Annotated in this window: 20 protein-coding genes; 9 read left to right on the top strand and 11 right to left on the bottom strand. The window is 64.3% G+C overall.

Annotated features, from left to right (window positions below; all coding sequences use genetic code 11):
* Positions 1–80: 80 nt before the first annotated feature.
* Both BMI85_RS13215 and BMI85_RS13210 read left to right on the top strand, forming a co-directional pair.
* Positions 81–3,515, top strand: coding sequence for a pyruvate carboxylase (locus BMI85_RS13215; protein WP_078601630.1), 3,435 nt, complete (start codon positions 81–83; stop codon positions 3,513–3,515).
* A 217-nt stretch (positions 3,516–3,732) separates the two neighbouring features.
* On the top strand, positions 3,733–5,322 hold the full coding sequence (locus BMI85_RS13210; RefSeq protein WP_143595082.1) for a hypothetical protein: 1,590 nt from the start codon (positions 3,733–3,735) through the stop codon (positions 5,320–5,322).
* A 194-nt stretch (positions 5,323–5,516) separates the two neighbouring features.
* Here BMI85_RS13210 and BMI85_RS13205 read toward each other — a convergent pair whose 3' ends face one another.
* The 5 genes from BMI85_RS13205 to BMI85_RS13185 form a co-directional block, all read right to left on the bottom strand.
* Positions 5,517–5,987 (bottom strand): hypothetical protein, encoded by a 471-nt coding sequence (locus BMI85_RS13205; protein WP_078601628.1) that lies wholly within the window; start codon positions 5,985–5,987, stop codon positions 5,517–5,519.
* Positions 5,988–6,050: 63 nt separating this feature from the next.
* Positions 6,051–6,602 (bottom strand): sarcosine oxidase subunit gamma family protein, encoded by a 552-nt coding sequence (locus BMI85_RS13200; RefSeq protein ID WP_078570101.1) that lies wholly within the window; start codon positions 6,600–6,602, stop codon positions 6,051–6,053.
* Entirely contained in the window at positions 6,595–9,549 is a 2,955-nt protein-coding gene (locus BMI85_RS13195; protein WP_078601627.1) for a sarcosine oxidase subunit alpha family protein, read from the bottom strand. Before BMI85_RS13195 ends, BMI85_RS13200 begins: the two co-directional genes overlap by 8 nt.
* Positions 9,546–9,869 carry a sarcosine oxidase subunit delta gene (locus BMI85_RS13190; protein ID WP_078548063.1) on the bottom strand — a complete coding sequence of 108 codons (324 nt, stop codon included), beginning with the start codon at positions 9,867–9,869 and terminating at the stop codon, positions 9,546–9,548. The genes BMI85_RS13195 and BMI85_RS13190 overlap by 4 nt, the downstream gene beginning before the upstream one ends.
* A gap of 70 nt (positions 9,870–9,939) precedes the next feature.
* A complete protein-coding gene (locus BMI85_RS13185) occupies positions 9,940–11,184 on the bottom strand; it encodes a sarcosine oxidase subunit beta family protein (protein WP_078520286.1) in 1,245 nt (414 codons plus the stop codon).
* A 192-nt stretch (positions 11,185–11,376) separates the two neighbouring features.
* Between BMI85_RS13185 and ccmI the strand changes: the two genes are divergently transcribed.
* Genes ccmI through BMI85_RS13170 form a run of 3 tightly spaced genes read left to right on the top strand, consistent with a single transcriptional unit; the run spans position 11,377 to position 13,663 of the window.
* The gene (gene ccmI, locus BMI85_RS13180) at positions 11,377–12,951 is read left to right on the top strand and encodes a c-type cytochrome biogenesis protein CcmI (protein ID WP_078541871.1); all 1,575 of its coding nucleotides are present in this window, start codon (positions 11,377–11,379) and stop codon (positions 12,949–12,951) included.
* Positions 12,948–13,421 (top strand): Holliday junction resolvase RuvX, encoded by a 474-nt coding sequence (ruvX, locus tag BMI85_RS13175; RefSeq protein ID WP_078601626.1) that lies wholly within the window; start codon positions 12,948–12,950, stop codon positions 13,419–13,421. The genes ccmI and ruvX overlap by 4 nt, the downstream gene beginning before the upstream one ends.
* A complete protein-coding gene (locus BMI85_RS13170) occupies positions 13,418–13,663 on the top strand; it encodes a DUF1289 domain-containing protein (RefSeq protein WP_078548071.1) in 246 nt (81 codons plus the stop codon). The genes ruvX and BMI85_RS13170 overlap by 4 nt, the downstream gene beginning before the upstream one ends.
* 4 nt (positions 13,664–13,667) lie before the next feature.
* Here BMI85_RS13170 and BMI85_RS13165 read toward each other — a convergent pair whose 3' ends face one another.
* The gene (locus BMI85_RS13165) at positions 13,668–14,768 is read right to left on the bottom strand and encodes an ABC transporter ATP-binding protein (RefSeq protein ID WP_078601625.1); all 1,101 of its coding nucleotides are present in this window, start codon (positions 14,766–14,768) and stop codon (positions 13,668–13,670) included.
* 95 nt (positions 14,769–14,863) lie between these two features.
* Positions 14,864–15,643: an SDR family oxidoreductase gene (locus BMI85_RS13160; RefSeq protein ID WP_078601624.1), complete on the bottom strand. Its 780-nt coding sequence runs from the start codon at positions 15,641–15,643 to the stop codon at positions 14,864–14,866.
* A gap of 212 nt (positions 15,644–15,855) precedes the next feature.
* On the opposite strand from BMI85_RS13160, the gene BMI85_RS13155 reads away from it, so the two are divergent.
* Positions 15,856–16,839, top strand: a complete 984-nt coding sequence (locus tag BMI85_RS13155; protein WP_078601623.1) for a Hint domain-containing protein — start codon at positions 15,856–15,858, stop codon at positions 16,837–16,839.
* A gap of 132 nt (positions 16,840–16,971) precedes the next feature.
* On the opposite strand, the gene BMI85_RS13150 is transcribed toward BMI85_RS13155, so the two are convergent.
* Positions 16,972–17,790 carry an inositol monophosphatase family protein gene (locus BMI85_RS13150; protein WP_078601622.1) on the bottom strand — a complete coding sequence of 273 codons (819 nt, stop codon included), beginning with the start codon at positions 17,788–17,790 and terminating at the stop codon, positions 16,972–16,974.
* 146 nt (positions 17,791–17,936) lie between these two features.
* Positions 17,937–18,299 (bottom strand): helix-turn-helix transcriptional regulator, encoded by a 363-nt coding sequence (locus BMI85_RS13145; RefSeq protein WP_078541876.1) that lies wholly within the window; start codon positions 18,297–18,299, stop codon positions 17,937–17,939.
* 394 nt (positions 18,300–18,693) lie between these two features.
* Between BMI85_RS13145 and BMI85_RS13140 the strand changes: the two genes are divergently transcribed.
* The gene (locus BMI85_RS13140; protein WP_078601621.1) at positions 18,694–19,662 is read left to right on the top strand and encodes an NADPH:quinone oxidoreductase family protein; all 969 of its coding nucleotides are present in this window, start codon (positions 18,694–18,696) and stop codon (positions 19,660–19,662) included.
* Here the strand turns inward: BMI85_RS13140 and BMI85_RS13135 are convergent.
* Positions 19,653–20,501, bottom strand: coding sequence for a LysR family transcriptional regulator (locus tag BMI85_RS13135; protein WP_078601620.1), 849 nt, complete (start codon positions 20,499–20,501; stop codon positions 19,653–19,655). The two genes, BMI85_RS13140 and BMI85_RS13135, sit on opposite strands and share 10 nt — an antisense overlap.
* Positions 20,502–20,624: 123 nt before the next feature.
* Here BMI85_RS13135 and BMI85_RS13130 point away from each other — a divergent pair, with 123 nt between their 5' ends.
* Together BMI85_RS13130 and BMI85_RS13125 are read left to right on the top strand one after the other, a co-directional pair.
* Positions 20,625–20,855 carry a DUF1127 domain-containing protein gene (locus BMI85_RS13130; RefSeq protein WP_078541879.1) on the top strand — a complete coding sequence of 77 codons (231 nt, stop codon included), beginning with the start codon at positions 20,625–20,627 and terminating at the stop codon, positions 20,853–20,855.
* Positions 20,856–20,989: 134 nt separating this feature from the next.
* On the top strand, positions 20,990–21,709 hold the full coding sequence (locus BMI85_RS13125; protein WP_078541880.1) for a Bax inhibitor-1/YccA family protein: 720 nt from the start codon (positions 20,990–20,992) through the stop codon (positions 21,707–21,709).
* 57 nt (positions 21,710–21,766) lie between these two features.
* Here BMI85_RS13125 and BMI85_RS13120 read toward each other — a convergent pair whose 3' ends face one another.
* A complete protein-coding gene (locus BMI85_RS13120; RefSeq protein ID WP_078601619.1) occupies positions 21,767–22,741 on the bottom strand; it encodes a glyceraldehyde 3-phosphate dehydrogenase NAD-binding domain-containing protein in 975 nt (324 codons plus the stop codon).
* Positions 22,742–22,797 lie beyond the last annotated feature (56 nt).

The following is a 22,797-nucleotide window of genomic DNA, read 5'->3' as shown; positions in this document are numbered from 1 at the left end:
GCCCAACTTTGCAGGTAGGCCCTTGCGCTGCGGCGCGGCAACGCTACCGTAGCGCCACTTTCGACAACAGGGAGAACGCTATGTTCAACAAGATCCTCGTGGCCAACCGTGGCGAGATCGCCATCCGGGTGATGCGCGCCGCCAACGAGCTGGGCAAGAAGACGGTCGCCGTCTACGCCGAAGAGGACAAGTTGGGCCTGCACCGCTTCAAAGCCGATGAAGCCTATCGCATCGGCGAGGGCCTTTCGCCCGTCGGCGCCTATCTCTCGATCGAAGAGATCATCCGCGTCGCCAAGGAAAGCGGTGCCGATGCGATCCACCCGGGCTATGGCCTGCTGTCGGAGAACCCCGATTTCGTCGAAGCCTGCGACGCCGCCGGCATCACCTTCATCGGCCCGAAGGCCGAAACGATGCGCGCGCTCGGCGACAAGGCCTCGGCCCGTCGCGTAGCGATCAAGGCCGGTGTGCCGGTCATCCCCGCGACCGAAGTGCTGGGCGAGGATTTTGACGCGATCAAGAAAGAGGCCGCCGAGATCGGCTACCCGCTGATGCTGAAAGCCAGCTGGGGCGGCGGCGGGCGCGGCATGCGCCCGATCCTCGGCGAGGAAGAACTGGTCGAGAAGGTCCGCGAGGGCCGTCGCGAAGCCGAGGCCGCCTTCGGCAATGGCGAGGGCTATCTCGAGAAGATGATCATCCGCGCGCGCCACGTCGAGGTGCAGCTGCTGGGCGACACGCATGGCAATCTCTATCACCTCTACGAGCGCGACTGCACCGTGCAGCGCCGCAACCAGAAGGTCGTCGAACGCGCCCCCGCCCCCTATCTCTCGGACGAGCAGCGCGAAGAGGTCTGCCAGCTCGCGCTGAAGATCGGTCAGGCGGTCGGCTATGAATGCGCCGGCACGGTCGAATTCCTGATGGATATGGACTCGGACAAGTTCTACTTCATCGAGGTGAACCCGCGCGTTCAGGTCGAGCATACCGTGACCGAAGAGGTCACCGGCATCGACATCGTGCAGGCCCAGATCAAGATCGCCGAGGGCGCGACGCTGGCCGAGGCCACCCGCGCGAAATCTCAGGACGAGATCGAACTGTCGGGCCACGCGCTGCAGTGTCGCGTGACCACCGAAGACCCGCAGAACAACTTCATCCCCGATTACGGCCGCCTGACCGCCTATCGCTCGGCCACCGGCAACGGCATCCGCCTCGACGGCGGCACGGCCTATGCGGGCGGCGTCATCACCCGCTACTACGACTCGCTTCTGGTGAAGGTCACCGCCTGGGCGCAGGATCCCGATCAGGCGATCCGCCGGATGGACCGCGCCCTGCGCGAATTCCGTATCCGCGGCGTGAGCACGAATATCGACTTCGTCATCAACCTGCTCAAGCACCCGACCTTCCTCGACATGAGCTACACGACGAAGTTCATCGACACGACGCCGGAGCTGTTCGACTTCAAGCAGCGCCGCGACCGGGGCACCAAGATCCTGACCTATATCGCGGATATCACCGTGAACGGTCACCCCGAGACCGCGGGCCGCAACAAGCCCCATGCCGAGGCGAAACCGCCGCGCCTGCCCGCCTTCAGGGATGAGGCAAAACCGGGCAGCCGAAACCTGCTCGAGAAAGAGGGCGCGAAGGCGGTCGCCGACTGGATGAAGGCGCAGAAGAAGCTTCTGCTGACCGACACCACGATGCGCGACGGCCACCAGTCGCTTCTGGCGACCCGGATGCGCTCGATCGACATGATCAAGGCCGCGCCCGCCTATGCCTCGAACCTCAGCGACCTCTTCTCGGTCGAATGCTGGGGCGGCGCAACCTTCGACGTGGCCTATCGCTTCTTGCAGGAATGCCCGTGGCAGCGCCTGCGCGACATCCGCGAAGAGATGCCCAACATCCTGACGCAGATGCTGCTGCGCGCCTCGAATGGCGTGGGCTACACGAACTACCCCGACAATGTGGTGCAGTTCTTCGTGAAGCAGGCGGCGGAAAGCGGCGTCGACGTGTTCCGCGTCTTCGACTCGCTGAACTGGGTCGAGAACATGCGCGTCGCGATGGATGCGGTGATCGAGAGCGGCAAAATCTGCGAAGGCACGATCTGCTACACCGGCGATATCCTCGATCCGGACCGCGCCAAGTATGACCTGAAATACTATATCGGTATGGCAAAAGAGCTGGAGGCCGCGGGCGCACATGTACTGGGTCTCAAGGATATGGCAGGCCTTCTGAAACCCGCTGCCGCCCGCAAGCTGATCGCGGCGCTGAAGGAAGAGGTCGATATCCCGATCCACTTCCACACCCATGACACGAGCGGAATCGCGGGCGCGACCATTCTCGCGGCGGCAGATGCAGGCGTCGATGCGGTGGATGCGGCGATGGACGCCTTCTCGGGCGGCACCTCGCAGCCCTGTCTCGGCTCGATCGTGGAGGCCCTGGCCCATACCGAGCGCGACACCGGCCTCGATATCCACGCGATCCGCATGATGTCGAACTATTGGGAGGCCGTGCGCCACCAATATGCGGCCTTCGAGAGCGGCCTCGAAGCCCCGGCCTCCGAGGTCTATCTGCACGAGATGCCCGGCGGCCAGTTCACCAACCTCAAGGCGCAGGCGCGCTCGTTGGGGCTGGAAGAGCGCTGGCACGAGGTGGCGCAGGCCTATGCCGATGCCAACCAGATCTTCGGCGATATCGTGAAGGTCACGCCGTCCTCGAAAGTCGTGGGCGACATGGCGCTGATGATGGTGGCGCAGGGCCTGTCGAAGGAAGACGTGCTCGACCCGGCCAAGGATGTCTCCTTCCCGGATTCGGTGATCGACATGATGCGCGGCAATCTCGGCCAACCGCCCGGCGGCTGGCCCGAGGGGGTTGTGAAGAAGGTGCTCAAAGGCGAGCATCCCTCGACCGAGCGCCCGGGAAAGAACCTGCCCCCGGTCGATCTGGAAGCCGCCCGCAAGGAGGTCTCCGATCAGCTCGACGGGCGCGAAATCGACAATGAGGATCTCGCGGGCTACCTGATGTATCCCAAGGTCTTCACCGATTACGCAAGCCGCCACGAAGCCTATGGCCCGGTGCGCACCCTGCCCACCCCGGTCTTTTTCTACGGGATGGAGCCGCAGGACGAGATCTCCGCCGAGATCGACCCCGGCAAGACGCTGGAGATCCGCTACCTCACCACCGGCGAGACCGACGAGCTGGGCGAGGTGAAGGTCTATTTCGAACTCAACGGCCAGCCCCGCGCCGTGCGCGTCCCGAACCGCGCGGTGAAGGCGACGACGGCAGCGAAGCCGAAGGCCGAGGCGGGCAATACGAACCATATCGGCGCGCCGATGCCAGGCTCGATCGCCTCGATCGCGGTCAATGTCGGCCAGAAGGTGAAACCGGGCGATATGCTCCTGACCATCGAAGCGATGAAGATGGAGACGGGCATCCATTCCGACCGCGAAGCCACGGTGAAAGCGATCCATGTCTCGCCGGGCGCCCAGATCGACGCGAAGGATCTGCTGGTCGAACTGGAATAACCTTTCCTGCATTAAACAGACCGCGCGCCGAGGTCCCGCCCCGGCGCGCGTTTTTGTTTGTTGCAAGATCAGGCCCAGACGGGAGTTGGGCCTGAAAGCCCTCGTTCCTTGTCGAGCGCCCGACCGGCAGCGTTGACAAGGACGCCCGAGATCATAGTATCGGTACAAATTTAATCAGTATCTAAACCAATTCATAATTTTTCAGAAAGATTTGTGAATGTCGACGATTAGAGCGGAGTCCGTCTGCGCGCAAGCAGGAGTCAGTTTCGAAAAGATTTCGCGCTGGCAATATCTTCTGACACAACGTGAGATTACGGACACAACTCTGCAGCGTTACAGTTTCGCAAGCTGGAATCTGTATGTCGGCGACGGAGTGTGCGTTTCGAACCTGGAAGATGCCAATGGCCGTGCGATCGGCCTTTTCATCGGTGTCGGAGTTGATAACGCGACCTTGGTGAAAGGCACACATAAAATCGCGTCACTCGATTTGGATCGCAATAGCTTCTTCGAGGATTTCGAAGACTGGTTCTATTACGTTAGCGGTCGATATAATGCGTTCATTGCGAGAGGCGATTCAAAGCGGTTTTATAGCGACGCAGTCGGCATGAATGGCATGGTCTATGACCGTGAAGAACGGCAAGTTGCGTCGAGCCTTGCCCTTTGCATCGAACGCGACGCGACGCCTCATCCGCTATACGACCATTCACGCATCGAGCGCGGGGAAGGGAATTACAGCCTATTCCATACCTTCGATAAGGATGTCCGCCGCGGCAATCCGAATTATCATCTCGATCTGAACGACTTTTCTGAAACGCGGTTTTGGCCGCGCGACGAAGATTTTACGACAAGTCGATCGCATGACGAAATCTATGAAGAAATAACCCAACGAACCTCGAAGGTTATCGCGGAAATCAATGCCAATTTCAAAACTGCGCTCCCATTATCGGGAGGGCAGGATAGCCGTCTACTCGCGTCCATATCGCGCACGAACCTTGCGGGCTTCGACCAATTTTTCACCCATATCCATAATTACGCGAGCAGGATCGACGCAACGATCGCTGCAACACTCGCGAAGGTCATGCGGGTCGACCATGAAATTCACGACAAACGGAATATCAAGGTCTCTGAAGAGGATGTTTCGCGGTTCGAAGCCGAATTTCATGCCGCGCTCGGGTTCAAGAAAAAGCTGACCCGGGAAGTCGCTCATGGGCTGCATGAATGCCTCACCGATAGAATGGTGATCCTGCGCGGTCACCAAACCGACTTGTTACGTGCCGTGTTCATCGACAAGCTTGGCGAAGACGGAAGAAATAATCTCCGCTGGCAAGTCAAGCGACTGTTGATCGTGCCGGGCAAGGAGTTCGATCGCAAAACATATAGAACGTTTCTACCTGAATATCAGAACTGGGTTGAAACGCTGCCGAAAAATGCTGCGAAACGCCAAGTCGACCTTATGTTCCTCGAAATATACTACAGCTCGACAATCGGGCTCATTTTCCCGGCACTTACGCGCAATTTCTTCATGTCGCCTTTCAACAGTCGACATCTGATTTCCCTGTCTCTTTCAATCGAGGAGGGTTATCGCAAAAACAGCTTTGCGGTTAACGATATTATTTTCCAGGTCGACCCTGCCCTTCACAACGTCCCGTTCGATTATGAATTTGGCGGTGCCGACCTTGGACGTATCGACGACGAACAGGCGATGGAGGAACTGACAGCCGCGCGCCGCAAAGCCAGCGAAACGCGCGTCGCGCTCAGGACGCAGCGTCCAGACTTGGCGGCTTCCGAGGAAGTCCCAGTGCCCTGAGCGACAAACGTGCGCATGAAGCTCGAGAGACGAGGCTCACCGTAGAGGATCGCTCCTCGCGGCGTCGCAAAGGGTGTCTGCGCGCATCCGGAGGTCGGCAGCGGCCAGACGTGGCGTCAAACACCCTCTGCACGTTCGACAGATGACGGACGCTCGGGGACGCCCGCCGTTGATTAAGATGTCTTGTCGCAATTCTACGACGAAGAGGCCGCGCCCCCTGCCCCGGACTGGATCTCATGGATCGGATCGCAGGAGCCCCAAGCCGTCTCAGACCGATAGCCTCGCGGGCGCACCGCGATCGAGGCCCGCCCACTGGCCTTCAAACGGGTCACGCGGAACTCGACGCGCGGGGTGTAGTAGTTGCGCTTGGTCTTGAGCCTGTCGACCTTCCAGCCAAACGTCGTGCGCTTTGGATTGTCGACAAGCACCTGCACCGGCTGCAACGGCAAGTCGAAATGATGGAGGAACGTGTCATAGACCTTCCATTCCCCGCCCGGGATTTTCAGCAGATCGACCTCGCCGGGTGTCGAATTCGACAGATGGCCGGTCTCGAAGGTGCAACGCATCACCTGCGTCCCGCGCGGCAGCTTCGGCTGCTCGGGATTTGCCAGCACCGGGCCAGCGGAAAAGACGAAGAAAGCTGCGAAAAGAAATGGACGGAACATATGGCCTCGACAAATTAATCGGGCACGAAGCGGCCCGATTAATGCAAGACCAACGCCCTGATGTTAAAAGAGATCGCTGCCCTCGCGGGCGGAAACTTCAAGCAGTCCCATAACATAGCCGGCAACAGAGCGGAAAGATATGAGTGAGATTTCACTTTCCCCGGAGCGCCAGAACGCGGCCGCGACTTGCGCTGTGCGGGAGCGGCGGATTTCGCCTTCGGGCAGGGTCGCGATATCGGCGGGCGAGAGCTTCATCACCACCTGATCCGCCTTGTCCCCACGAATGGTAAACATTGCGCGGGCATCCGAGACGTTGACGACCAGCGCGTGATCCCCGGCAAGCGCTTTGGCTAGCCGATCGGTCAGCGCGGGCGCCTCGTCATGAGCGCAGATCAGCAACAGCTCATCCGGGCTCATCCAGGCGATGGAGCGCCCGTCGACAGTCTCGATCCGGCGCGGGCCGGGGACGGGTAGCCCCTCGGCCTTGAGCGCCTTGGCGAGCCCCTTGGCCTCCAGATCGGTGCGGATGGAGATCATGCCCACCAGCCCGGCCTCGGACACGGTGACGAAACCTTCGTGGGTTTGGCCCGAAAGGGCGCTGACGGCCTCAGACATTCTGCTTCTCCCCGTCCTTGTCGTAGAAGACCGGATCGACGATCCGCGCCTTGACCATTTCCTCGCCCTCGCCGGTGAACTCGATCACCTCGCCCATACGGTCGGGCCCGTTCAGCACCAGCCCCATCGCGATCCCCTTGCCGATCGTCGGCGAGTAGTAGGTCGAGGTGACGCGGCCCTGCGTGTTGCGCTGACCGTTGGCGTTGAACCCGTCGGCGGGCGCGTGGCTGCCATCGGGGATCACCGATCCGTCGAGCGTCTCGAGGCCGACCAGCTTCCAGCGGTTCGGGTCGGTCATGTAGGACCGCTCCTGCGCGCGCTTGCCCAGATAGTCGGTCTTCTTCTTCGAGAGCGCCCAGTTCAGGCCGAGATCCTGCGGGATCACCGTGCCGTCGGTCTCGTCGCCGATCATGATGAAGCCCTTCTCGGCGCGCATCACATGCAGCGCCTCGGTACCGTAGGGCATCACGCCAAGCGCCTCGCCCTCGGCCATGAGCGCCTTCCACAGCGCGAGGCCTTGGCTCGCGGGCACCGCGATCTCGTAGCTCAGCTCGCCCGAGAAGGAGATCCGGAAGATGCGCGCGTCGAACGTGCCCAGCTTGCCCTCGGTCCATTTCATGAAGGGCAGCGTCTCCTTGCTGACATCCATGCCGCCCAAGCGCTCCAGCAGCTCGCGCGATTTCGGACCGACGACGGCGATCTGGGCGTATTGCTCGGTCAGGTTCGCGGTGTAGACCTTCCAGTCCCACCACTCGCATTGCAGCCAGTCTTCCATCCAGCCGTGGATGTGATCCGCCCCGCCCGAGGTGGTGTGGCACAGCCACGTATCCTCGTCGAGCCGCGCCACGACGCCGTCATCCATCAGGAAGCCGTTCTCGTTGCACATCAGCCCGTAGCGGCATTTGCCCACCGGCAGGGTCGACATCATGTTGGTGTAAAGCATGTCGAGGAATTTCCCCGCATCGGGCCCTTTCACCACGATCTTGCCTAGCGTCGAGGCGTCGAGCATGCCCACATTCTTGCGGGTATTGGTGATCTCGCGATTGACCGCGTCGCGATGGCTTTCGCCCGATTTCGGGTAGCAATAGGGGCGACGCCAATGGCCGACCGGTTCCCAATGCGCGCCCTTGGCCTCGTGCCAGGACTGGATCGGGGTGCGGCGCAGCGGCTGGAACAGCTCGCCCTTGGCCTCCGCCGTCACAGCGCCGAGCGAAATCGGCGTGTAGGGCGGGCGGAAGGTGGTGGTGCCAGTGGCGGGGATCGGTTGACCAAGCGCATCCGAGAGGATCGCGAGCCCGTTGATATTGCTCAGTTTCCCCTGATCGGTCGCCATGCCGAGCGTAGTGTAGCGCTTGGTATGTTCGACCGACTCGTAGCCCTCGCGCGCGGCGAGTTGCACGTCGGAGACCTTCACGTCGTTCTGGTAGTCGAGGAAGCTCTTGAAGCGCAGCGCGTCGGGCGCGCCCGCCGGCATCATCCAGACCGGGGCGAGCGGCGCTTCTTCCTCGGAAGCTGCGCCGATACCCAGACCGCCCATCGCCTCGGAGAGCGTCAGATCGCCATTGGCGGCCCCCACGACCGTCGCCATGCCGGTCCCGTCCGCGCCGGTCGGCGGACGGTTGGGATCGGGGCGGAACATCGCGCGCGCATCGTCCCAGGTTAGCTTGCCGCCGCAATGGGACCACAGGTGCACGACCGGCGACCAGCCGCCCGACATCGCGACGCAATCGCAGTCGATCATCTCGACCGCACCGCCCTCGCCTGCCTGTGCGCAGATCTCGACGCCGGAGACGCCCTTGCGGCCCAGCACTTTCGCGATGCCGCGCCCTTCGAGGACACGCACGCCGCGCGCCTTCACGGCTTCGGGCAGTGCCCCATGGGTTTCCTCGCGCGCATCGACCACGGCCGAGACCGTCAGACCTGCATCGAGGATCGCGAGCGCCGTGCGGTAGGCGTCGTCATTGTTGGTCACGAGCACCGTGCGATCACCGGGCGAAACCGCCCAGTTCACGATGTAATCGCGCACCGCCGAGGCCAGCATCACGCCAGGCACGTCATTGCCCGCGAAGGCCAGCGGACGCTCGATCGCGCCCGTCGCGGTGATCGTGTGGCCTGCACGGATGCGCCAGAGACGGTGGCGCGGACGGCCATCGCCGGGGGTGGTGTCGGCGAGGTTCTCGTAGCCGATGACATAGCCATGATCGTGCAGACCCGCCGCCATAAGGCGGGTGCGCATCGTGACGTTCTCCATCGAGGACAGTTCGACCAGCGCGCTGTCGATCCAGGTCTGCGCGTCGTGACCGTCGATCTGACCGCCATCGACCGGGGTGCGCCCGCCCCAGTTCGGGGTCTGCTCGATCAGCCAGACGCGCTTGCCCGCGCGACCTTCCTTGAGCGCCGCGGCAAGACCCGCCACACCGCCACCCACGACGAGCACATCGCAATGGGCATAGACCTGTTCGTAGCGATCCGGGTCGGCCTCTTTCGGCACGCCGCCCAAGCCCGCCGATTTGCGGATGATGGGCTCGAAGAGGTGCTTCCACGCAGCCCGCGGCGCCATGAAGGTCTTGTAGTAGAAACCTGCGGGCAGGAATTTGTAGAAGGTGTTGTTGATCTCGCCGATATCGAAGTCGAGCGACGGCCAGTGGTTCTGGCTGGTGGTCTCGGCGCCTTCGAACAGCTCGGTCGTGGTGGTGCGCTGATCGGGTTCGAACCGCGCGTTACGGCCCAGACCGACGAGCGCGTTCGGCTCTTCCGCGCCAGACGCCACGATGCCGCGCGGGCGGTGATATTTGAACGACCGGCCCACCATGACCTGACCGCCGCCCAGCAGAGCCGAGGCCAGCGTATCGCCCGCAAAGCCGCGCATCGGCTTGCCGTTGAAGGTGAAGGCGAGCGGTTTCGCGCGGTCGATCAGACGACCACCCTTGGAAAGACGCGTGCTCATTTATAGCCCTCCCAGTCGGGGCGTTTCGCTTTGATCTTCGCGATCACATCGGCGGGGGGCTCGGTGGTCTGCGCCTTGTAGGTCGCAAACACCTCGAGCGTGTTGGTGTCGCGTGCAGCCAGGAACCACTTGCCGCAGCCATAGGCGTGCCGCCAGCGCTCGAAATGGACGCCTTTCGGGTTCTTGCGGGCGAACAGGTAGCCCTCGAACTCGTCATCCGACGAGCCCGGCCCGAAGCGCTTGAGATGCGCCTCGCCGCCCGGGGCGAATTCGGTTTCCTCGGCGATGACGCCGCAGCAGGGACAGGTGAGGGTCAGCATTTGGGATGCACCTCGCAGTTGGAGAGCGCCGGGAGGGATTTGAAGCAGGTCGAAAGGGAGGTCGTCTTCATCAGTGCGCCACCCCTGCGGCGACGCTTTCGTCGATGAAGCGGCCTTCCTTGAAACGGTCGAGCCCGAATTGGTCGGTCAGCGGCGAGTGGCCGCGCGCAATCAACTCGGCCATGCCATAGCCCGAGCCCGGGATCGCCTTGAACCCGCCGGTGCCCCAGCCGCAATTGACGAAGATGCCCTCCACGGGTGTTTTCGACAGGATGGGCGAGCGGTCACCGGTCATGTCCACGATGCCGCCCCATTGGCGCAGCATCTTGAGGCGCGAGATGATCGGGAAGGTCTCGACCAGCGCGCGGGTGGTCTCCTCGACATGGTGCCACGAGCCGCGTTGGGTGTAGTTGTTGAACCCGTCCGTGCCGCCGCCGATCACCATCTCGCCCTTGTCGGATTGCGACATGTAGCCGTGCACGGTGTTGGCCATCACGACGACGTCCATGCAGGGTTTGATCGGCTCGGAGACCCAAGCCTGCAGCGCCACGCTCTCGATCGGCAGACGGAAGCCCGCCATCTCGGCCATGACCGAGGAGTGCCCCGCGACGACGATGGCGAGCTGTTCGCAGTCGATCTCGCCCTTGCTGGTCGAGATGCCCTGCACCTTGCCGCCCTCGGTGCGCACGCCGGTCACTTCGCATTTCTGGATGATATCCATGCCCATATCGGAACAGGCCCGCGCATAGCCCCAAGCCACCGCGTCGTGCCGTGCCGTGCCGCCGCGCTTTTGCAGCAGCGCGCCCAGCACCGGGTAGCGCGGCCCGTCGATATTGATGATCGGCACGAGATCCTTGACCTGCTGCGGCCCGATCCATTCGGTGTCGATGCCCTGCAGACGGTTGGCGTGCACCGTGCGCTTGTAGCCGCGTACCTCGTGCTCGGTCTGGCCTAGCATCAGCAGGCCCCGCGGCGAGAACATCACGTTGTAGTTCAGATCCTGGCTCAGATCCTCGTAAAGCGCGCGGGCTTTCTCGTAGATCGCGGCCGAGGGATCCTGCAGATAGTTCGAGCGGATGATCGTGGTGTTGCGGCCCGTATTGCCGCCGCCCAGCCAGCCTTTCTCGATCACCGCGACATCGGTGATGCCATGCACCTTGCCGAGGTAATAGGCGGTGGCCAGGCCATGCCCGCCCGCCCCAACGACGATGACCTTGTAGCGTTTCTTCGGCTCGGGGGAGCGCCATGCTCGTTCCCAGCCGCGATGGAAGCGCATCGCCTCACGTGCAACGGCAAACATCGAATAGCGTTTCATGAGCGCGCCTCCGAGCAGTCTCGACTCTTTCGCCTTTGTGATGGACCGGGGCGGCGGACGAAAGCCCCCCTGTTGCGGCATCGCAGGGAAAAAAGCGACATGGGCCTGCGACATCGAGTTCCATTCACGCGCTAGACCCTTTCGGCGCGGCGTCATCTCGCCTAAATGGGGAACGAAGGATGAGGAGACGCCATGCTGTTCTGGATTATCGCCGCCGCGCTCGTTGCGGTCATCGCGCTTTTGTTCGCCCTTGCGCTGCTGCGCGGGCGCGGCGAGGACGAGATGGCCCCTGCGGCCTCGTATGACGTGCAGGTCTATCGCGACCAGCTGCGCGATCTGGAGCGCGACGTCGAACGCGGCGTCACCTCGCGCGAGGAAGCCGACCGCGCGAAGCTGGAAATTTCGCGCCGGATGCTCGAGGCCGACCGCAAGGCACAGGCAGGCTCCGATCTGGGCCGCGCGCCGAAAGGGGCGACCATCGCAGTCGTGCTCGGCGTCGTCGTGATTTTCGGCGGGGCATTCGCGCTTTACGATTACGTGGGGCAGGACGGGTACGAGGACCAGCCCATCGGCGTGCGTCTTGCGGATGCCGACAAGCTTTATGACAGCCGCCCCTCGCAGGCCGAAGCCGAGAAAATGGCAAAAGCCCGCGCGACCGCCCCCCAATCCAACCCGGACCCACAATTCCTCGCACTGATGAAGAAGCTGCGCGAAGCCGTGGCGAAAAAGCCCAACGATCCGAAAGGTCTCGAACTGCTGGCACGCAACGAGGCGACTCTGGGCAACTTCGATGCCGCATGGAAGGCGCAGCAGCGTCTCGTCGCGACAAAAGGCGATTCTGCGACGGCGCAGGATTACGCCGAGCTGGGCGACATGATGGCCGTCGCGGCAGGCGGAATGATCACCCCCGAGGCGGAGAAAGTCTTCGCGACCGCACTGACGATGGATCCGAAGAACGGGCTGTCGCTCTATTATGTCGGCCTGATGATGCTGCAGAACGGGCGTGCCGACCGCGCGTTCCGCTTCTGGGACAGCGCGTTGCGCAACTCGGAGAATAGCGACCCCTGGGTGCCGATGATGCGGCAGAACATTAACGACCTGGCATGGCTCGCGGGCGAGAAGGACTACACCCCGCCCAGACCGCGCGGCGCCCCCGGCCCGTCGCAGGCAGACGTCGCGGCGGCAGCGGATATGTCGCCCGAGGCCCGTCAGGACATGATCCGCTCGATGGTAGAACGGCTGAACGACCGGCTCGCGCAAGAAGGCGGCAGCGCGGATGATTGGGCACGTCTGATTTCGTCGCTGCGCATGATCGGCGAGGTCGACCGTGCCGATGCGATCTATGGCGAAGCGAAGGGCAAATTCGGTTCGCGCCCGGAAGACATGGCGAAGATCGACGCGGCCCATCAGGCGCCCGCCGGTCAGGCGCTCAAGGATATGGGCGGCGCTTCGGCGGGGCAAAGCGCACCGCAAGCGGCACCGGCCCTCCCCGGCCCGAGCGCCCAGCAGATGAAGGACGCGCAGTCCATGACGCCCGAGGAGCGCCAGCAAATGATCCAGGGCATGGTCGACGGTCTCTTTGACCGGCTGACCACCGACGGCGGCACGCCGCAGGAATGGGCCCGCGTGATCTCGTCGCTCGCGACTCTGGGCGAGAACGCACGCGCCAAGGAAGCCTGGGGCGAGGCGCAGAAGGCGCTGGCGGACAACCCGGACGCGCTGGCTCAGGTCGAGGCAGCCGCGAAATCGGCAGGTGTGGCGGAATGATCTGCGAGACGATCGAAGAGTTCGCCGAAGCGATCCCCCGCATGGGCGGGGTCGCGGGGCTCGATCTGGGCACCAAGACCATCGGCATCGCGGTGTCCGACGGGCTGCGCTCGGTCGCGACGCCGCTCTCGACGATCAAACGCAAGAAATTCGGCGTCGATGCCGAGGCGCTTCTGAAGATCGTGGCGGAGCGCGAGTTGAAGGGCCTGATCCTCGGCCTGCCGAAGAACATGGACGGGACCGAGGGCGCGCGTTGCCAATCGACCCGCGCCTTCGCCCGCAACCTCAGCCGCCTCACCGATCTGCCGATCAGCTACTGGGACGAGCGGCTGAGCACGGTCGCCGCCGAACGCGCGATGCTGGAGGCCGACATGTCGCGCGCCAAACGCGCCGAGGCGATCGACCACGTCGCGGCGAGCTTCATCCTGCAAGGCGCGCTGGATCGGCTGCGCTATCTGGGGGCGGCATGAACGATCCGCAAAACACCGACGACATCTGGAAACGCGCCGAGATCGAGAGCCCCTGCGTCAAGCTCTGCCAGATCCACCCCGAGGCGCGGATCTGCATCGGTTGTTACCGCACGATGGAAGAAATCGGCGCATGGTCGCGGATGACGCCCGAGGCGCGCCGCGAAGTGATGGCGGAACTGCCCGAGCGCGCGCCGCAACTGCGCAAACGCCGGGGCGGACGCGCGGGGCGGCAAGACCGCTGAGCGCTTAAACGCCAGCCTCTTTCGCCGGGAAGACGAAGCAGCGATCGCGGCGGATCATCAACCACATCGGCGTGCCGGGCTTCGGCAGGAAGACGTTGGGGACGCTGGCGCGCAGGATCGTGCCGTCGAAATCCATCCGAAACTCGACAAGGCTTTCGCGGCCCAGGAAGCGCGCGCGTTCGACGACGCCACGCGCGGGCGTGCCGTCCTGCGGCGTCGGAGCCGGGCCACGCCCTGCCCGGTCGAAATCGATCTTCAGATGCTGCGGGCGGATCACGATGTCGATCTCGGTCCCGTCCGCATGGCCCGGCGTCAGGAAGTCGCCGAAGGGCGTCACGGTCAGCGCGTCCTTCACCTGCCCCTTGAGCACGTTCACATCCGAGAAGAACGCCGCCGCCGCCCGATCCACCGGCGCGTTGTAAAGGTTGTAGGGCGCACCGCGCTGCACGATTTTCCCGCCGCGCATCAGCAGGATCTCATCGGCCATCCGCATCGCCTCATGCGGCTCATGCGTGACCAGAAGAACGGCCGTGTTTTCCTCTTTCAGAAGCGCCAGCGTCTCGTCGCGGATATCGTCGCGCAGGCGCTCGTCCAGTCCCGAGAAAGGCTCGTCCATCAAGAGGATACGCGGCCGTGGCGCAAGCGCGCGCGCCAGTGCCACGCGTTGCTGCTCGCCGCCCGAAAGCCCGTGGGGATAGCTGTCGCGATGCCGCGTGAGCCGCACCTTCTCGAGCAATTCCGTCACGCGGGCGCGCTTCGCTGCCGCATCGCCCTTGAGGCCGAAGGCGATATTCTCGGCCACCGTCAGATGCGGAAACAGCGCGAAGTCCTGAAACATCAGCCCGATCGCGCGTTGCTCGGGCGGGATGCGGAACACCGTGTCGCAGATCAGCTTGCCATCGACGTAGATCTCGCCCGTATCCTGCATGTCGACGCCCGCGATCAGCCGCAGCGTCGTCGACTTGCCGCAGCCCGAAGGCCCCAGCAGACAGGTCACCTGCCCCGCGGGGATCGCGAAGGACACGTCATCGACGACGGCCCGCCCGTCGAACACGCGGCCAAGCGCGCGAACTTCGAGGCGCGGTGGGGGTAATTGTGCGCTCATGCAGCGAAATCTCGACCGAAAGTGTCAGGCAATGCAGGGCGGGAGATAACAGCCCCCCGCCCCCCAAGCAAGCCCGGCAGGTCCGGCAGACCGGCTTAGATCGAGATGTTGTTCAGCCCGCCATCGAGCATCACGTTCTGCCCGACCATGAACCCCGCATGAGCCGAACACATGAAGGCGCAGGTCGCGCCGAACTCCTCGGGCGTGCCGTAGCGGCGCACCGGGATCGTCGCTTCGCGCTGCGCTTTCGCCTCCTCGACCGAGATGCCCTTCGTCTTCGCCGCCGCCGTATCGAGCGACACCGCACGGTCGGTCGCGTGCAGGCCCGGCAGCAGGTTGTTGATGTTCACGCCAAATTCGGCGACCTGCCGCGAGGTGCCCGCAACGAAGCCCGTCAGGCCAGAGCGCGCGGAGTTCGACAGGCCGAGCTGCGCGATCGGCGCGCGGACGGATTGCGAGGTGATGTTGACCACCCGGCCCCAGCGCTGCTCGATCATGGCAGGCAGAACCGCCTGCATCATCGCGATCGGGGCGAGCATGTTCGCGTCGAGCGCCGCGATGAAATCGTCACGCGACCAATCGCGCCAGTTGCCCGGAGGCGGGCCGCCCGCATTCGTCACCAGAATATCGACCTCGCCCGCTTCGCTCAGCACCGCCGCGCGCCCCTCGGGCGTGGTGATGTCGGCGGCCACAGGCGTCACGGTCACCCCGGTCGCAGCCATGATCTCGTTCGCGGTCGCGGCCAGCGCATCGGCGCCGCGCGCGTTCAGCACAATCTCGACGCCCGCCTGCGCCAGCGCCATCGCGCAGCCCCGTCCAAGCCCTTTCGACCCCGCACATACGATCGCCTTGCGGCCCTTGATCCCAAGATCCATCGCGCCCTCTCCTTTGCTGTCATTCTCCGGCGTGCTCCGGCGGGGCCCCGCGCGCGAAACGCCGCGCGCCGCCCTGCCAGCTTCGCCTCGGACAGTAGCTTGCGCGCCGGGGAGGACAAGCGCGCTGTCGCCGCTTGACCATCGGGAGCGGCCCGCGGTAAGCCGATGCGATCCATCAGTTTCAGACGGCCCGGCAGGGCGAGGGAGAGCGCGTGTCCAACCCGAGCCAGATCGTTCACGTCTTCGAAGCCGAGGATATCTGGGTCACTTCCGGCGCCAATCATGGCGACGCGCTCGGTCCCGCCGAAGACTGCGAACCCGGCGACATCTATCAGCTTCATCGGGCCGCCAAACCGCGTCGCCTCGTGCTGGCCCAGCAAGGCGCCGCGCCGACCGTGGCGCAGGGCTCCGAGATCGGCGCGCCGGGCGATGCGCTCGCGCTGATCGCCCGGCACCTGCTGATCACCCCCGAGGGCGACACGGTCGATATCCTGATGATCCGCCACGACGCGACGGACGCGCTTTATGCGCTGCCGCTTTCACCGATGGCGGCGCGTTTCGATTACACGCTGCTGGAAGCCAGCGAAGATCCCGGCGAGGCGCTGCTGTCGGACCTCGTCTGTGTGGCCTTCACCACCGGGACGATGATCACGCTGGCAGGTGGCGCGCAGATGCCGATCGAGCAACTCACTCCGGGCGCGCGCGTGCTGACCCGCGACAATGGCCCGCAACCGGTGAAGCTGGTGGCGAAGGCGACGATGCGCGCGCTGGGGTCCTTCGCGCCGGTCGTGATTTCGGCGGGCGTGCTGGGCAATGAGGGCGATCTGGTGATCTCGCCCCATCACCGCGTGTTCCTCTATCGCCGCGGCGTGCACAAGCTGGGCGACACGTCGGAAATCCTCGTGCAGGCAAAGCATCTCGTCGATGGCGAGAATGTCTGGCAGCGCGAGGGCGGGTTCGTCGATTACTACGCGCTGGTCTTCGACCGGCACGAAATCATCTATGCCGAGGGCATCCCGGTCGAGAGCCTGATGGTCTCGGAAGCGACGCTCTCGCTGCTTCCCGAAGAACTCGGCCGCGAGATTTCAAACCGCCTGTCCGACCTCGCCCATCGCCAGCATTTCGGAACGGAAGCCACACGCGAACTGCTGGACCGGATCGGGCGCGAGAAGCTGTTCCGCAAGCGCAAGGACTGAGGGTGGAGGGGGCGCTGCCCCCGCTCTTCTCTGCCCTCCGCTCGCGCTTCGGGCGTTCGGCGGGGCGTCCTTCCACTGGAAGGCTGCTAAACCCGCCTCACCCCCCGGGATATTTTTGCCAAGAGGAAGACGTTAGCCGTTCAGCACGTCGAGCGCGGCGGCGTGGATCTCGGACGACGCGGCAGCAAGCACCTGTCCACCGCGATGGGCCGGACCGCCCTGCCAGTTGGTGACAAGGCCACCCGCCGCCTCGATCACCGCGATCGGGGCCGCGACGTCGTAGGGCTGCAGCCCGGCCTCGACCACCAGATCGATCTGACCGGCGGCGAGCAGCGCATAGGCATAGCAATCCATCCCGTAGCGCGTCAGCCGCACCTGCTGCGACAGCCGGGCGAAGGCCGCGCCTTCGTCGGGCGTGCCGACTTCGGGGAATGTGGTGAAAAGCGTCGCGCTGTCGAGCCCGCGCCCAGAGCGCACGCCGAGATCGCGCCCGCCATGCGGCCCCTCCAGCGTCGCGCGGCCGAAGCCGCCGGTGAAACGCTCTCCGATATAGGGCTGGTCGATCACGCCCATCATCGGCGCGCCGGGACCATCCGCTTCCTCGGCACAAAGGGCGATCAACACGCCCCAGGTCGGCGTGCCCGACAGGTAGCCGCGCGTGCCGTCGATCGGGTCGAGCACCCAGGTCAGGCCGCTCTCGCCGCGGGTCACGCCGTGCTCTTCGCCATAAATTCCGTCTTGCGGGCGACGCTCCGCGATCAAGGCGCGCATCGCGGCCTCTGCAGAGCGGTCGGCCTCGGTCACCGGATCGAAACCACCTTCGAGCTTGTTATCCGCGCCGATCCCGCCCACGGGCCGGAACTGCGCCAGGGTCTCGCGACGGGCGCAATCGGCAAGGTCATTGGCCAGCGCGGCGAGCGCCGCACGGGTATCGGTGTCGAGATCAAGCATCGGTGTCCTCCCCGGGCCGTGCCGTCACCGCAACCGCCCCCCAGAAATGAGATAAGGGGAGCGGTAACCGCCCCCCTTCTCCGGGTCAAGCTGCCGACCGCCCCACATTCGGTCGCCAGTTGCGCCTAAACTCGTTTGCGTGGCGCTCAGGCCGCGTCGGACAGCACCTTGGCCAGTTCGAACAGCCGGCGGCGCTGCGCCTCCGGGATCGCGTAATAGGAACGCACGAGCGCGAGCGCCTCCTTGTCGGACAGAATATCCCCCGCCACTTCCGGTTGCATCCCGCTGTCTTCCGCGAGGCCCTCGAAGAAGAACGAGATCGGAACCTCGAGCGCATCCGCGATATCCCAGAGACGCGACGCCGAGACGCGGTTCATCCCGGTTTCGTATTTCTGAATCTGCTGGAATTTGATCCCAACTTTGTCCGCAAGCTGTTGTTGGGTCATCCCAATCATCCAGCGCCGGTGCCGGATCCGCTTGCCCACGTGGACATCAACCGGATGCTTCATACTCTTTCCCCTTTAAGCCAATTTCACCCGCAAACTACCGTGCGCTGAGTGTGGCCTGCGCGGGTAAAATCGCAAACCTGTCTAAAAAGACAGGGAATTTGCGGCTTTCCGCAGCACACCTAACCTAAAGGATAGGTCGCCCGCTATTCGCCTTCCGCGTGTTTTGCGATTTGCAAATCAACGACTCAGGTGCCGTAGGGGAAGATGGTGGCGCTAACCGGTCTTTCACGAGGGATTGATTCGCGCGTCAACCCGCGGATCGGACCTGCCGCGGGGTCGCTTCCGGCACCAAAAGCGCGGGCTGGTCCTGATCTCTCGCGCGGTTTATCACGGGCAACGAAGGGTCCACCCGCTTGGCCGACCCGCCTCAAGACACAACCTGCCGGAGCATTCGATGCGCGCCTATGTTCAGACCGCCCCCGGGCAACGCCCCGAACTGACCGAAACCCCCTTGCCCGCGCCGGGGCCCGGCGAGGTTCAGGTGGCCATCCGGGCCTGCGGCCTGAACTTCGCCGACCTGCTGATGATCGAGGGGAAATACCAAGACACCCCCACCCCGCCCTTCACGCTCGGGATGGAGCTCGCGGGAGAGGTCATCGCGGCGGGCGAAGGCTGCACCCTCGCTCCAGGCACGCGCGTTGCGGTCTTTGCGGGCCAAGGCGGGCTGGCGGAGGCGGGCAATTTCCCGGAAAGCCGCTGCACCCCAATGCCGGACGCGATGAGCTACGCGCAGGCTGCGGCCTTCCAGATCGCCTACGGCACCAGCCATGTGGCGCTGGAGACGCGCGCAGCGCTCGCCGAGGGCGAGACGCTGGTCGTGCTGGGCGCGGCTGGCGGGGTCGGCCTTACCGCAGTCGAGATCGGCAAGAAGATGGGCGCCCGGGTGATCGCCTGCGCGCGCGGCGAGGCGAAGCAGCAAATCGCGCGGGACGCCGGAGCCGATGAGACGCTCGACAGTGAGAGTGACGACCTCAAGGGGGCCATCAAGGCGCTTGGCGGCTGCGATGTCGTCTATGACGCGATCGGCGGCCCGGCGGGCGAAGCGGCTTTCCGCGCGCTGAAGCCCGGCGGGCGCTATCTCGTGATCGGGTTCGCCAGCGGCAGCCAGCCGAAACTGCCGTTGAACCACGCGCTGGTGAAGAATATCGCGATCCACGGGCTCTACTGGGGCGGCTATCTCAAGCTCGACCCGCAGGTGCTGACCGGCTCGATGGCGCGGCTCTTCGACTGGTTCGCGCAGGGCGGCCTCAACCCGCATATCGGCGCGACCTATCCGATGGAGCAGATCCCCGACGCCCTGGAAGATCTGCGCGCGCGCCGCTCCACCGGCAAGCTGGTCATCGAGATCGGCGCTCAGGCATAGGCCTCGCGGAGCATGGCGCGAAACGCGTCGACCGGGTCGCCGGTCAATCGGCCCGTGTCGTAGAAACAGATGCGCGAACGGCCGATCGCCGGCAGGCCGCTCTCGGGCCCCAGGGCCACACAGCCCAGCGGGATATATCGTGACAGACGCACCGCGACGCCCATATCGGCCGCCACCGTTGCGCTTGCCATTTCGTCCGATTGTCCCTCGAAAGCGGATTTCGCCTCGATCCCGACCGTTTCAAGCGCCTCCAGTGCCGCGTCATAGAAGGCGCAGCTTTCCTCGATCGACAGCATCAGCGGACGTTCGCAAAAGGCTCGCCCGAGCTGCGCACCGATCCAGACCAGATCATCGGAAGCCAGCACCTCGGCCTCGTGTCCGGGCTTGTCTTCGGTGGTCAGGATAATATCGAGCTCCCCCGCATCGAACATCCGGCGCAGCACCGACGAGCGGCGCGAGACAAGCTGCAGGCGCACCATCGGCCATTGCTCGGCCATCGCGCGCAGCAGGCCCGGCATTTGCGGGCTGACCAGATCATAGGGCAGACCGAACCGCACGGTCACCTCGGCATCTGTCGCGCGCAGCCGCGCCAGCGCCGCATCGTTCTCGGCACAGATCCGGCGGGCGTGGTCCAGAAGCGAGCGCCCCGCACGGGTCAGCGCCATCTTGCGGTTCGCCCGGTCGAAGAGCCCCTTGTCGAGCGCCTCCTCCAAGCGACGGATCTGCATCGAGACCGCCGATTGCGTCAGGTTCAGAAGTCGCGCCGCCTGCGTCACCGACCCGGTCTCGGCAACCGTAAGAAGCGCCCGCAGCGCTGCGATATCGAGGTTTTGCGCCATGTCCGCCCAGCCTGCCTATCCATCACGTTTCGTGATGCTCAATAGCACAATCATTCGTTTTCATCATCAATAAACTTGCGCCATCCTTCTCGGCAGGAACGATCTGCCACGGAGGATGAGACGATGACCTTCCTGACCCGGCGCAACGCCGCCTGCTGCGCCCCTGCCCGTCCCGCACGGCAGGGCCTCTTTGCGACCCTCGCTCGCATGGCCGCCTATCACCGGTCGCGCCGGGCGCTCGAGCGCCTTGATTCAAGGCTTCTCGACGACCTCGGGCTGAGCGAGACCGAGGCCGCATTCGAGGCACGGCGCCGGATTTGGGACGCCCCCGATCACTGGCGCGCGGGCCGCTGAGACAAAAGACGTGAAAACAGTGTGAAAGGGCGCATTTTCAGGCAGCCCCAAATCTTGAATTTCGGGGCTGCTCTGCCAATATCGGTACCGAAACCGGTCCGAGGGACGACCGGGAGATATAGTTGGAGGTGCTGATGGCTGATTTCGAAACGATGCGGACCCCCCAGGCGGGCACGCGTCAGGCTGCGATTGACGAGGGTCTTCGCGCACATATGAACAAGGTCTACGGGCTTATGTCGCTGGCGATGCTGGTGACCGGGGCCGTGGCGTTTGGTGTGGGTACGAACCCGGCGCTCGTTGCCGCGATCTTCGGCTCGGGCCTCAAATGGGTTGTGATGCTGGCGCCGCTGGCGATCGTCTTCGCCTTCGGTGCGATGATCAACAAGATGTCGACCAGCACGGCGCAGATCGTGTTCTTCGTCTATGCCGCGCTGATGGGGCTGTCGATCAGCTTCATCTTCGCCGCCTATACCGGCATCTCGATCGCGCAGACCTTCCTCGTGACGGCGATCTCCTTCGCGGGCCTTTCGCTTTACGGCTACACCACGAAGCGTAACCTGAGCGCGATGGGCTCGTTCCTGATGATGGGTCTGATCGGCCTGATCGTCGCCTCGATCGTGAACATCTTCCTCGCCTCCTCGGCGATGGCCTTCGCGATCTCGGTGATCGGCGTTCTGATCTTCGCGGGCCTCACGGCCTACGACACGCAGAACATCAAGAACACCTACCTGCAGCTCGCGGCCAGCGACTCGGAGTTCATGGGCAAAGCCGCCATCATCGGCGCGCTGCAGCTCTACCTGGACTTCCTGAACCTGTTCATGTTCCTGCTGCAATTCATGGGCAACCGGAACTGATCCGCGCCCAAGCGAACACGACACGAAGCCCCGCCCAACCGGCGGGGCTTTTTCATGTCAGCCCATCCGCAGCGCCATATCGAGCATGCGGTTGGAGAAGCCCCACTCGTTGTCATACCAGCCGAAGACCCGGATCAGCCCATGCTGGGTCGCCCGCGTCTCGGGCAGCGCCATGACGATGCTCTCGGGGCGCGCGCGCAGATCGGTGGAGACGAGCGGTTTCCCGGTCGTGCCGATCACGCCACCCGCGCCTTGCAGCACCGCGTTGACCTGCTCGACCGTGGCAGTTTTTTTCACCGTCACCGCCAGATCGACCGCTGAGACAGAGGCCGTGGGCACCCGCACCGCCTGCGCAATCAGGCGACCGGCGAGATCGGGGAGCACCTCTTCCATCAACTTGCCCGCGGAGGTCGTCGTCGGCACCATCGACAGCGCCGCCGCGCGCGAGCGCTCCATCGGGCCGCGCGGCTTGTCGACCGTGGGCTGCGAGCCGGTATAGCAATGCACCGTCGTCATCGAGCCGGTGACGATCCCGAATTCCGCATCGATCAGCCGCGCAAGCGGCGCCAGCGCATTGGTGGTGCAGCTTGCGTTGGAGACGATCTTCTGCCCGTTCAGCGCCGCGTCGTTCGCGCCCAGAACCACAGTGATCTCGGCCGCTTTCGCAGGCCCCGAGATCAGCACGCGAGCTGCGCCGCCTGCGATCCCCTGCCCCGCGATCTGGGGGCTGTCGGCGCGGCCGGTGCATTCCATCACCAGATCGACATCCGACAGATCGAGCGTGGAGATATCATCCGCGCGGTGCAGCGCGATTCGGGTGCCGTTGATCACCAGCGCCCCCTGTTCCAGCCCGACACTCCCGCGCCACGGGCCGAAGACGCTGTCATATTCGAAGAGGTAAGCGAGCATCTCGGGCGCTTCGATATCGTTGACGCCCACGATCTCGAGCCCCGGCCAGCGCGCAGGCACCTCCGCCCAGGCGCGCAGCACCGAGCGACCGATCCGTCCGAACCCGTTTATGAAAACACGCATCTGGCGCACCTCCTGCAAACGCCCTTAGCGCCGCAGGGCGCCAAGGGAAAGTGCGC

Source organism: Thioclava sp. DLFJ4-1 (genome assembly GCF_002020145.1).
Classification (GTDB): Bacteria; Pseudomonadota; Alphaproteobacteria; order Rhodobacterales; family Rhodobacteraceae; genus Thioclava; species Thioclava sediminum.
The sequence above is the reverse complement of the archived record's forward strand: the minus strand, read 5'-3'. Positions and strand labels throughout refer to the sequence as shown.